This is a genomic window from Thermostichus sp. MS-CIW-26 (assembly GCF_054059115.1).
This window is the reverse complement of the sequence record NZ_JBSSBV010000032.1, coordinates 1-11,847: the sequence shown is the minus strand read 5'-3', so window position 1 is coordinate 11,847 and position 11,847 is coordinate 1. Positions and strand designations below refer to the sequence as shown.

Here is an 11,847-nt window from a genome sequence, read left to right as displayed (position 1 = left end):
TTTACTGCAGGGCCATTGTCAGCAGCCCCTGCTGCCCCAGCAACACCTCCCGCAACAGGGTAACCAGGCCCACCCAAACCACAGGGGCCATGTCCACACCTCCCAGAGGCGGGATCAGGCGACGGGTCGGGCGCAACAGAAACTCCGTCAGGCCGACCACCAACGAGTAGGGCAACCGAGAAGTATCCAGTTGCGGATACCACGACAGAAAGATGCGTAGCACAAACAGGAGGGTGTAGAGCGCCAACAGTGGGCCAAGCACCCAAGAGGTGAGAATTGGCAGCATAGGTTACTCAAAGAACAGGTTTACTGGTGGCAGTTCTCTCCATTCTGCTCTAATTGGGAGGGTCTGCTGGAGTCCAGAGATACCTCGGGGAATGCAGGCGCTCGGCCCAAGTCAAACCCCAACTTTTTTAAACTTTAACCCTCTTCCCGAAGATGGCCTTACCGGCGGGGCAGCAACAGTTAAAGACTAGCGTCATAATGGACGTATCTTGCTGGACTGCAGGCAGGGATCCCATGCAAGGAAAACTACAAGAGATCGATATCCGCAGCATCCTTCAGCTCATCGAGCTGGGCCAGCGCACCGGTGAGCTTTTTGTAGAGGCCAGCCCCTCTGTCTACTGGTTTGTCTTCTTCCTGAATGGGCGGATTATCTACGCCTCTGAAACGGAAGGGAACATTGCCCGCCTCAGAGACTATCTGCACCGCTTCAAGCTGGAAGCCGCCCTGGAGGAAATTCAAATTCCCCACAAAGCCGCGGTCAACGCCCCCGAATACAACCGCCTCTGGTCTTTGCTGGAAAGCCACAAGCTCAACCCCAACCAGGGCAAGCAAATCCTGCTGGGCATGGTGCGGGAAGTCCTCTTCGACCTGCTCAGCCTCCACCAGGGTTCCTTCATTTTTGAGGCCGGATCCCCCCTGGCCCCTCAATTGACCACCTTCCCCGTTACCCCCCTGCTCACCGAGATCGTAGCCCAAGTGCAGGAGTGGAAAAAGCTGCACCCCTACATCCAAGCTCCCAACCAAGCTCCCACCATCGTCAACCCCCTGCCGCTCCAGCAAAACCTGCCCGCCCCCGTCTTCAAAGCCCTGAGCGAGTGGTCAGACGGCAAAACCAGCATTCGCCAGATGGGTCGCTACCTGGGTCGAGACACCCTCACAGTGGCCAAGGCCATCTATCCCTACGTCCGCCAAGGGGCCATTCAACTGTCCGAGCCCGTCTTGATCGCGGAGCCCAAGCCCAGCCGTCCCCTCAAACCCAGCGATAAGCCCAGCCACATCCTTTGCATCGACGACTCCATGGCCATCCAAAAAACCGTAGAGTTCATCCTGCAAAACGAGGGCTACCAGGTTACCACCATCGGCAATCCTCTCAAAGCGCTGGGACAGGTGTTTCTTCTCAACCCCGACATGATTCTCTGCGATGTGGCCATGCCCAAGTTGGATGGGTATGAGCTGTGCGCCATGTTGCGCAAATCCAGCCAGTTCCGCGAAACCCCCATGATCATGCTGACCGGCAAGGATGGTTTTACCGACCGGATTAAGGCCCGCATGGCCGGAGCGAACGAATTTTTGAGCAAACCCTTTGCGGAAAAGGAGTTGTTGACCATTGTCGAATCCTACGTGGGCCCTCCCCCCAAACGGGGCGGTGGCGAATAAGCGTTGGGGTAGCCAAAATGTTGGCACAGAAGACTATAGGCGAAGTACTGGACAGAAGAGTGGCCTCACCGAAACAATAGGGGTAGCATGGCCGGCCCGGAGCCAGGGAGCCAGGTGAGGTTACAAGAGCAAACCTCAGTCAAAGCAGCCCGACGGTTGCGCGGGAGTGCAAAAGGAGCAAGACGGCGATGAGCAAAGTGCTGGTGGTGGATGACAACCGTACCTACCTGGAGACCATTTCCAGCTTGCTTTCCGAGAACGGTTTGGAAGTCTCCACAGCAACAGACGGCGTAGAGGCGATGGAGCTCATTCGTCAGCAGAAGCCTGATGTGGTGGTGCTGGATATTGTCATGCCGCGCATGAACGGCTACGAGGTATGCCGGGAAGTGAAGGGGGATGAAAGTACCAAACACATTCGCATCGTCATGTGTTCCACCAAAGACCAGACCTTTGATATCGAGTGGGCCAGGCGCAACCAGGCGGATGCCTATGTAACCAAGCCCTTTAAGCCCCAAGAGCTCCTGGCGACCATCAAACATCAATTGCAGGAGATGAATCGGAAATGAGTCGCGTTTTGGTGGTGGAAGACAGCCAATCCCAGCGGGAGATGATCAGCAAGCTGCTGCAGGAAAACGGCTTCGAGGTGATGACTGTGGAAGACGGGGTGGAGGCCGTAGAGGCGGTGAAGCAAAACAAACCCGACCTGATCGTGCTGGACATCGTCATGCCGCGCATGAACGGCTATGAGGTGTGCCGTCTTCTCAAGGCCGACCCTCTCACCCAAAAAACGCCCATCGTCATGTGTTCTTCCAAGGGCGAAGAATTTGACCGCTACTGGGGGATCCGCCAGGGAGCGGATGCCTACATTGCCAAGCCTTTCCAGCCCCAGGAACTGGTGGGTACGATTAAGCAATTACTGAGAGGCTGAGAGCTGCCCCTTCTGCTTCCACGCCTTTCGGTAGGTCCTGAGAACGACTCTGCGTTTTAAGCAGGGAGGGGGGCGGGATCAACAGTCCACAAGACTATCCATGCGGGGGAGCATCATGCTGGGGGATCTGGATTTATTGATGGGGGATGAGACCCAAGAGTTGCGGGAGATGGAGGCTCCCGAAGGTGAGCTATTCCTAAAGTTCAAGATTGCCACCGGGGAGGAATTTGCGCTGCCAGCGGTATCGGTTGTGGAGGTGGTGAGCATTGGCCCAGAGAAAATCACCCCCATGCCCAATGTGGCCCCAGTTTTGCTGGGCACGCTGAATTTGCGGGGCGAGATCATCTGGGTTGCAGACCTGGGGCAATTTTTGGGGATCAGCCCGCCCCTGAACATCGACCGAGCCGAGATTCCTGTGGTGGCCGTGATGGATCAACAGGATTTGCTCATGGGCTTGGCTGTGGATTTAATTGTAGGCATGGAGTGGCTGAAGACTGAATTGGTGCGGCCTGCCCTCACGGCTCCTGAGTCCATGGCTCCTTTTTTGCGAGGGGAATGGGTGGTGCCCGGAACGGGATCGCGCTTGCCATTGCTGGATCAGTCGGCCATCCTGCGATCCAATCGTTGGGGTTGACAGACGGCCCCCTGGGAGCTCAGCGGGAGGAAAGTGTATAGTTCCTATCAAAGATCCAAGCTAACTCCAGCCACAATGGGGAAAGTTGGACCAAATCTATCCCCTACCGATGCGTGTCGAGGCTGTTGAGGGTAAGCCCTGAGACGGCGGCAGAAAGGCCCACTCTTGCTTGACTGAATGTGGAAAAGGGGGGATAGCCTGCATCCATGGGGTTTTGAGGTGTTGGGGGCGTTCCGTTTGCATCTGTGTTGACGCGTGAACAGAGGTAGGCAAGCAGTGAAGGGAGGATCCATGGTTCCGAGCGCGAACAGTCAGAGAGACTACACCGATGCGATGGCCGCCTTTTGGCAGGGAGACTACGTCCGGGCGGTGCGGTTGTTCAACCAAGTGGCCGCTGCTGAACCGCAAGATACTGCTGTCAAGCTGCTGCTGGCTTTGGCACAAAAACAAGCTGGGCAGTTGTTGGAAGCTCGCCAAACCTACAACACCATTTTACAAACAGCCAGTGATCCCGATGAGCTGGAGTCGGCCCGGAAGGGTCTAGAAGAGCTGTTGCAAATGGCACCGGAGCTGGCGGATCTTCCCGATTCCCCAGAAGCGGACGAGTTTCGCTCTCCAGATGAGTTTGCACCTGGGTCGGATGCCTTTTCGGAAGAGGCTTTCTCTGCTCCCGATCCCTTCTTGCAGTTCGAGGAGATGGGGGAAGAGGAGGCGGATCCCTTTGCTCAGGATCCCTTTCCACTGGAGGCAGACAGCCTTGGCAGCGATTTCATGGGGGAAGAGAGATTCAGGGATCCCTTGGAGACCGGGCTGCAAATGCCGGAGGCTGATCCGCTGGGTTTATCTCACCCGATGCCGACCCATTCTCGGGTAACACCACCGGCCACCTCGCGACGGGTAGGCTCGGAAGAGGGCGGGCCTCAAACCGATCCGGTGGTCGAAGATGACTTTGCCTTCCTCAACGAGTTCGATCGAGAGCATCTGGAAGCCCTAGAAGGCGACTTCGACTCCATTACGCAGTTGGCCGGCGATGCCGATTTTCCCGATGAGATGGGCTTCTCCCTGCCTGGTTTTGAGGAAGAGGAGGGGGGATCCCTGGAAGAAAGCCTGCCGACCGAATTGGCTGCCCCCATGAGTGAGCCGATCCCTGCTCCCGACGAAGATACTGCCAGTCCCGGCTCTGCCCTCTTCGAGCTTGACGAGCTAGACAGCCTGGATCGCGAACTTGCCGGCATGGATGGCGGCGAGCCGGTGGGGGCCTTCCGCCCAGATGAGGGGGCGATTGGGGGGATGAGCCCAATGGCGGAGACCGGCAGCGGAGCGGCCCAAGTTCTGCTGCCCACGGCCTCCCTCCCTATTCTTAGTGTAGGTGAACAAGGGGCAAGAACCTCTGCTGGGATCGCCAACCGACCGATTGGGGATCGGCAATTGGCCATAGCGCTTATCCAAGGAGCTGTGAGTTTGGCTGCCGGCTTGGCGATTGGCCTTGGGATCCAGGCCAATGGGGGAGCTCGCTTGATTGCCGGGGTGATTGGAGGCGGGCTGATCGGCACAGGAGCAGGGGTTATCCTCGGGGCCAGCAGTGCCAAACAAATTCGCTCCACCGCCCAAGAGCTGGCCGGCCACTTTGCCGCCTTGGCCCAGGGGAATTATTCAGTACGAGCCACAGCCAACACCCACGATGAGCTGGGGCGCTTGGCCGACAGCTTTAACCAGATGGCGGCTGCCCTTGAAGCCAACTTCGCCGAACTGAGCCAGCGGGCTGCCGAGCAAGGGCAAGCTAAGGAAGACCTACAGCGCCAGGTGATTCGCCTGCTGGACGACGTGGAAGGGGCTGCCCGTGGAGACCTGACGGTGCGGGCAGAGGTGACTGCCGACGTGCTGGGGGCTGTGGCCGACTCCTTTAACCTGACCATTCGCAGTCTGCGAGACATTGTCAGCCAGGTGAAGCGGGCCGCCGCCGCCGTGAACAATGCCGCCTTGCAGAACGAGGACTTTGCCCGCAGCCTCTCTGCCGACGCCTTGCGCCAGGCGGAGGAGATTTCCAACTCCCTCAACTCCATTCAGGAGATGACGGACTCCATTCAAGAGGTGGCCAGCAACGCCCGCGAAGCGGCCAACGTGACTGCCCAAGCCACAGAAGCAGCCGCTCGGGGTGAAGAAGCTGTGGATCGCACGGTAAGTGGCATCCTGGAAATTCGCGAAACCGTGGCAGAAACCACCCGCAAAGTGAAGCGATTGGCGGAATCCTCGCAGGAAATTTCCAAAATTGTGGCTTTGATCTCTCAAATTGCCTCGCGCACCAACCTGCTTGCCCTCAACGCCAGCATCGAGGCGGCACGAGCCGGGGAATCGGGACGGGGCTTTGCCATCGTGGCCGATGAGGTGCGACAACTGGCCGACCGAGCTGCCAAAGCCTCGAAGGAGATCGAGCAGATCGTGTTGCAGATTCAATCGGAAACCGGCAACGTGATGACGGCTATGGAAGAAGGCACCCAACTGGTGATCGAGGGGACGCGGCGGGCCGAGCAGGCCAAGAACAGCCTGGACGAGATTATCGAGGTCAGTCGCCGGATCGACGAGTTGGTGCGGGCGATCTTTCAGGCCACCGTGCAACAAACGGAAACCTCTCGCTCTGTGGCGCAGGTGATGCAATCGGTGGAGTTGACCGCCAACGAGACCTCTAAGGAGGCGCAGAAGGTGGCAGCTTCGCTCCAACAGTTGGTGAGCATCGCCCGCGAGTTGCAAACTTCTGTCGGTCGCTTCCGGGTTGGGGATGAATGAGCAAATCTGCTGTTTTGAGGGCATTCTAGGGACAAGGATCCCCATGCAGGAGACGTTATCGATCCTTAGCAAATGCCACTGGGATCCCCCTGTTCCGACTTTTGGCCGGACTCTTCGCTCAGGCGAGCCTCAATCTGTCCGGTCTGCTATTACTGATGCATACCTGTGGGCTGTAGGAAGGGCCTCCTGCCATGAATGAAGAAGCACAGAAGCGGATCCTCAGTTATTTCATCGAAGAAGCCCGCGACCACTTGGCAACAATCGAACAAGTGCTCCTCAGCCTGCGGGACAGCATGAGCGATCCCGAGCTGATCAACGAGCTGTTTCGAGCTGCTCACTCCATCAAGGGGGGAGCTGCCATGCTGGGCCTCACCAGCATCCAACGGACGGCCCACCGCATGGAAGATTTTTTCAACATCTTTCGCTCCCGTCCAGGCGGAGTGCCTGTCGACCAGTACCTGGAAACCCTGCTGCTGCGGGCCTTTGATGGGCTTTCGATGTTGTTGGAGGAGCTGCAGAGCCCCCGCGGCCTCACCCAAGAAGTCAGCAACACCACCCTGGCGGAACTGGAGCCGGTTTTTCAAGAGACCGAAAGGCACATTCAAAATCTTCTCGGCGAGGGCCCTGTCTCAGCTCCCGTCTCGCCGCCGGCGGTTCGCACCCTGCAGCAGGACATGGCGGAGGTGGTGCCGCAGCAGTTGCGCCAGATGCTGGAGCTGTTTAAACAACGGGATCAGCCAGATGTCCGAGAGCGCTTGGCAGCGGCGAATGCCGTTCTCAAGGAGATCGGGCAAGTCCATCATCTGGCGGGCTGGCAACAGTTGACGGAAACCTTCGAGCAAGCCCTGGGCAACCCCGATGCCGACCTGCGAACTTTGGCTTTGGTTGCCTTGCGGGATTTGAAGCAAGGGCAGCAGCTCATCCTAGACGGCAAGGCCGAGCAGGTTGCCCCTTCTTCAGAATTGCAACAATTGGCTCGCCCTGCTGCCCCTCCTGCCCCACCGGATCCTCTTGAGGTGGTGGTGCATCAGCAGATCCCGGCCCTGCTGCGCCAGATGCTGGAGCTGTTCAAACGTCCTGACGACCCGGCCACTCGACCGGCTCTGCAAGCTCTGGCCCAATCTTTGCAGGATTTGGGGCAATCTTCGGCTCTGGAACTGGGAGGCTGGACAGATTTGACCCGCTTGATCGGCGAGATTTTGGCGGATCCCAGCCAGGATTTGCGGCAGTTGGCCCTGCCGGTGCTGCGAGATCTGAAGCAAGCCCACCAGGCTCTGGCCGGCGGAGCGGCAAACGCCATCCGACCCTCGGCTGAGTTGCTGGCTTTCCGCCCTGTTCCGGCAGCCCCTGAAGAGCCAGAAGTCCCTGAGCCCTTCGACCTTGGTCTGGCTTGGGGGTCTGAGGCAGAGCCGTCATTCCCAGAACCTGGGGGTGCCCCAGAGGATTGGGCTGCGGCTGCTGGGATCCCTGCGGAGGAAAGCGCTACCCCCGATCTGAGCTGGGAAGCGGTAACCCTCGCTGAGACATCCTTTCAAGAGGATGAGCCCGGAGCTGCCCTGTCGCCGGAGCAGGAGAGCGCAGAGGCAAGCGGAGATCTGGCGGCGGAACAGCTCTCATCCCTATGGGAAGTGGGCACTGCTGAGGACTCCGTCCCGCTGGCGGGAACAGATTCAGAGCACCGATCTGCTCCCGCGGAAGAGGGGGATCTGGATCTGAGTTGGCCAGGGATCCGAGCCGAAGCGGCTTGGGAGGAAGACTGGAGGACAGCTGCCGTGCCGGCAGAAAGCCCAGAAGAGGACGGGCAGGGAGCTGACTTGGCCTCTGTTGCGGACGACTTCGGTCGCGTTAGCGGAGCGGAGCTCTATGCCACTCCCTTGGATCTGGAGGAAGAAGCCACCTCAGCCTTTGACGAGCTGTTTGCCAACGCAGAAGCGCTATCCGATATTGAAGAATTCCCAACGGAGCTGATCCCCTCCTCTCCTGAGCCCCTCTTGCAGACCTTTGAGGATCTGAGCCCAAGGTTGGATGAGGAGAGAGCTGAGGCCGATCTGGCGGAGCTGTTTGCCGAAGTGGTGGGTGAAGGGGCAGAGGGGTTTGTCTCTGCTGAGCCTGCCTGGGATGCTGAACAGGAGCCGACTGCCCAGAGCGTTGCTGCGGAAATGGGCGAGGGATCCGGCTTTGTCCCAGACGAAGCCGCAAGTGCCGGGGTAGAGGCCCTATTTGAGCTGGAGGAACTTCCCGTAGAGAGTGCTTTCCGGCAGGAAGGGTCTCAGCTTCCGGACTTTGAGGCCGTTCCCGCTGGTGAGCCGGAGGCCGATCCTTGGGCGGCTGAACCGTCCCCACCCCTTCAGGAAGCCCTTGAGGACGGGGAAATCGCAGCAGACCTTTGGGCTGAATTTCCCGCAGATATCCAGCTAGAGGATTTTTCCATCCCAGCAGATTATCTGGCAGAGTCGGGATCCGACGAGGTGGGATCCTCAGAGTTCGCTGACTCTGCTGCCTTCGATACTGCCGAAGACAGCCTGGAGAGCTTTTTTTCCACCCCTGCGGCAGAAGCCGATCCGGCTTGGTCGATGCCGGAAGCAAGTGAACCTTCCGTATTTTTGGATCCCTCTTTTGGCCCATCCCTGGACATCGCTGAGGCTGATGCTGCCGAAGCTGAGCAACTGGGGGATCTCTTTATCGGCGAACCCTTCCCCACGTCGCCCGACATGGCCAATGAGCCGAGGGAATCGCCAATTCCAGACTTCGGAGCCGAGCTGAGCCTAGGGGATCTCTTCGCCGGCGAGACCCTCGAGGAGGCGTCCGATGGGGACTCCATCCCCCTGACCCAATCAGCAGCTGGGGACACAGCAGAAGCCCAGGCGTGGGCGCTTCTGGAGGAGCTGTTCCCGGTTCAGGAGGAGTCTTTCGCAGAACTGCAACCCACGGCTGAGGAGGCAGTCGCCCCTTCCCCCGAGCTCTCCTTCGACCGTCTCGATGCCCTATTCACCCAGGAATCCGACCCAGAAGAACTGAGCCTGGGGGCCAGGGGATCCCTCTCGGCCATGGATAGCGACAGCCAGGTGGATCTGGATGAGTTGAGCCAGTTCTTTGCAGAAGGGGAAGCGCCCCAAGAAGAACCCCCCTTGGATCTTGCCACCTTCCTGGAGGACACAGAAGCTTTGCAAGCGAGCAGCCTGGCGGAAGTGCCCGTGTCTGAGCCAGAGCCGCCGGTTGCCGCACTGGAGGAAGAAAATGCCCTCCAGCCTGCGGAGGACGATCTGGAAAGCCAGTTGGCCAGCCTGTTTGCAGAGGATGAATCCTTAGCCGTTCCTGTTGGCGAGGCCGAGACCCCAGAGGAAGAGGCGCTGGAAGCTGCTCCGGCTCCCCGTTTGGACGATTTGGCCGCCCTCTTCGACGCTGCCGAGCCGGCGGTAACCCCTGAGCTAGAAAAGGCTATCGCCCCCCTTGTGGGATCCCCTGCAGCCGCGAGCGGCGAGGCTGCTGACGACTTTGCAGCCCAGCTGGAATCGCTCCTGGGCGATCTCGAGGTTCCTGCCCAAGCACCTGCTGCGGCGCCAGCACCTTCGCCGCCAGTTGCTGCTGCTGCTCCAGCAACCCCCACCCCAGCAGCAGCTGCCCCGGCGGCAACTGGGCCGACTTCACGGCGAACTGCTGCCCTCAGCAACCCTGTGATGCGGGTGGAGGTGCGCCACCTCGACTCCATCAACAACCTAGTGGGAGAGTTGGTGGTCATCCGCAACAGCATGGAGCAAAACCAAACCCGTCTGCGCCAGTTTCTGGATGGCCTGTTGGGCCGTGTGCAACAGCTAGGGGATCTGGGCCAGCGCATGCGGGATCAGTATGACCGCTCCTTGCTGGAATCGGCTTTGTTCTCCAGCCGCAGCAGCTCAGCCTATGGCGGCACGGTAACGGTGGGCTTCGGTCGAAATGGGGAGGGATCCAGCCGAGGAAGGCGGAGTCATTCCTCCGGCCAAGAGTTCGACAAGCTGGAGATGGATCAGTTTACGGCCTTCCACGCTCTGGCCCAGGAGATCATTGAGCTCATCGTGCGGGTGCGCGAGTCCTCCTCCGACATCGAGTTTGCCGTGGATGAGGCCGAGCAGATCACCCGCCAATTCCGGCAGGTAACCACCCAACTGCAAGAGGGCCTGAACCGGGCGCGCATGGTGCCCTTCTCGCAAGTTGCCGACCGCTTGCCCCGCGCCATTCGGGATCTCTCCATCAAAACGGGCAAGCAGGCCAGCCTGGTGGTGGAAGGCCGTGACACGCTCATCGACAAGGCCATCCTGGAGGAGCTCTATGACCCCATGACCCACCTGGTGAACAACGCCCTGGTACACGGGATCGAGACCCCTGAGGAGCGGCGGCGGGCGGGCAAGCCCCCTGAGGGCAAGATCACCGTCAAGGCCTTCTATCAGGGCAACCAAACCATCATCATCGTCTCGGACGACGGCGCCGGGATCCCGGTGGAGAAGGTCAAGGCCAAGGCCCAAAGGCTGGGGCTGCTGTCGGAGCAAGCCGACGAAGACGAAGTGTTCAACGTTCTCTTCCACCCTGGCTTCAGCGTTCGCGAGGCCAGCGAGGTGGACGATCTGGCCGGGCGGGGGGTTGGCTTGGATGTGGTGCGCCGCAACATCACCGATCTGCGCGGCAGCATTCAAGTGGATTCTGCGCGGGGCAAAGGAACCACCTTTACCATCCGCCTCCCCCTCACCCTGAGCATTTCCAAGGCCATGGTGTGTGTCAGCGACAAAGCCCTGATCGCCTTCCCCCTGGATGGCGTGGAGGAGATGCTGGATGTTCCTGCCGACGAAGTTCAGCCGGATGAGCAGGGGCGGCCCTCGATTCTCTGGCGGGATCAGCGCCTTCCCTTCCAGCCCCTCTCAAATCTGCTGGCCTACAGCTGCAGCCACAGCCGCAGCCGTTCCGAGGTGTACAGCATCACCCAGGATGAGGGCATTATTCCCATTGTCATCCTGCAAAGTGCCGGCCAGTATGTTGCCCTGCAGGTGGACAGCTTCGTGGAAGAGCAGGAAATCGTGATCAAGCAACTGCGCGGGCCTGTGCCCAAGCCACTGGGCATTTCTGGGGCAACGGTGTTGGGGAACGGGCGGGTGCTGCCGATTGCCGACATCATCGAGCTGGTGGACATAGCCCACGGTCGCCGTCGGGATCTCAACCGCTTCTGGCTGGATCACCGGGATGAGGAGCCAACCCCAGAAGAGGTGCGCCAGACCACCGTGTTGATCGTGGACGACTCGATCACCGTTCGGGAGCTGCTCTCGATGTCTTTCCAGAAGGTGGGCTACCGGGTGGAACAGGCGCGGGATGGCCAGGATGCCTGGGAAAAGCTGCGCGGCGGCCTGCCCTGCGACCTCATCTTCTGCGACATCGAGATGCCGCGGATGGACGGCCTAGAACTGCTCACCCGCCTGCGGGAAGACAGCAACTTCAAGCATCTCCCGGTTGCCATGCTCACCTCGCGGGGGGCAGAACGGCACCGGCAAACAGCACGGGAGCTGGGAGCAACTGCCTACTTCACCAAGCCCTATCTGGAAGAGGAGCTGCTCAGCGCTGCTGCCCGCATGTTGAGGGGAGAACAGTTGTTGGCGCCCAACCCAACTTCCTAATCGCGACAGCGGTGCGGTTCCCGTTCAGCTAGAAATCGCAGGAGCCCCGCACTGTACCCGTAGGGTCAGTGCCGGGAGGAATGCGCTTTGATGAAGTACAATGAACTCATGAGCCAAGTCCTGACCATATCCTGTAAGCTCAAGGTGTCCCCGTCGCAAGCCGCCAAATTGGACGCGACGATGGATGCCTTTGTACAGGCATT

7 protein-coding genes are annotated in these 11,847 nt (G+C 59.7%); 6 read left to right on the top strand and 1 reads right to left on the bottom strand.

Translation table 11 applies throughout. The features are described 5' to 3' along the window. Position 1 precedes the first annotated feature (1 nt). Positions 2-286, bottom strand: coding sequence for a YggT family protein (locus ACVWZU_RS10400; protein ID WP_457444763.1), 285 nt, complete (start codon positions 284-286; stop codon positions 2-4). Positions 287-519: 233 nt separating this feature from the next. On the opposite strand from ACVWZU_RS10400, the gene ACVWZU_RS10395 reads away from it, so the two are divergent. The 6 genes from ACVWZU_RS10395 (at position 520) to ACVWZU_RS10370 (ending at position 11,644) form a co-directional block, all read left to right on the top strand. Beyond that, entirely contained in the window at positions 520-1,662 is a 1,143-nt protein-coding gene (locus tag ACVWZU_RS10395; protein WP_457444761.1) for a response regulator, read from the top strand. A gap of 188 nt (positions 1,663-1,850) precedes the next feature. Continuing rightward, on the top strand, positions 1,851-2,228 hold the full coding sequence (locus tag ACVWZU_RS10390) for a response regulator (RefSeq protein WP_457444759.1): 378 nt from the start codon (positions 1,851-1,853) through the stop codon (positions 2,226-2,228). Then, the gene (locus tag ACVWZU_RS10385; RefSeq protein ID WP_011433531.1) at positions 2,225-2,590 is read left to right on the top strand and encodes a response regulator transcription factor; all 366 of its coding nucleotides are present in this window, start codon (positions 2,225-2,227) and stop codon (positions 2,588-2,590) included. Before ACVWZU_RS10390 ends, ACVWZU_RS10385 begins: the two co-directional genes overlap by 4 nt. 115 nt (positions 2,591-2,705) lie before the next feature. Continuing rightward, entirely contained in the window at positions 2,706-3,224 is a 519-nt protein-coding gene (locus ACVWZU_RS10380; protein WP_457440606.1) for a CheW domain-containing protein, read from the top strand. 291 nt (positions 3,225-3,515) lie between these two features. After that, on the top strand, positions 3,516-6,008 hold the full coding sequence (locus tag ACVWZU_RS10375; protein ID WP_457442007.1) for a methyl-accepting chemotaxis protein: 2,493 nt from the start codon (positions 3,516-3,518) through the stop codon (positions 6,006-6,008). Between the two features lie 191 nt (positions 6,009-6,199). Continuing rightward, a complete protein-coding gene (locus tag ACVWZU_RS10370) occupies positions 6,200-11,644 on the top strand; it encodes a response regulator (RefSeq protein WP_457442006.1) in 5,445 nt (1,814 codons plus the stop codon). The last annotated feature ends 203 nt before the right edge of the window (positions 11,645-11,847 follow it).

Coding starts and splice junctions, on each gene's coding strand:
- ACVWZU_RS10395 (WP_457444761.1), top strand. CDS start 520: ATGCAAGGAAAACTACAAGAGATCGATATCCGCAGCATCCTTCAGCTC.
- ACVWZU_RS10370 (WP_457442006.1), top strand. CDS start 6,200: ATGAATGAAGAAGCACAGAAGCGGATCCTCAGTTATTTCATCGAAGAA.
- ACVWZU_RS10400 (WP_457444763.1), bottom strand. CDS start 286: ATGCTGCCAATTCTCACCTCTTGGGTGCTTGGCCCACTGTTGGCGCTC.
- ACVWZU_RS10390 (WP_457444759.1), top strand. CDS start 1,851: ATGAGCAAAGTGCTGGTGGTGGATGACAACCGTACCTACCTGGAGACC.
- ACVWZU_RS10375 (WP_457442007.1), top strand. CDS start 3,516: ATGGTTCCGAGCGCGAACAGTCAGAGAGACTACACCGATGCGATGGCC.
- ACVWZU_RS10380 (WP_457440606.1), top strand. CDS start 2,706: ATGCTGGGGGATCTGGATTTATTGATGGGGGATGAGACCCAAGAGTTG.
- ACVWZU_RS10385 (WP_011433531.1), top strand. CDS start 2,225: ATGAGTCGCGTTTTGGTGGTGGAAGACAGCCAATCCCAGCGGGAGATG.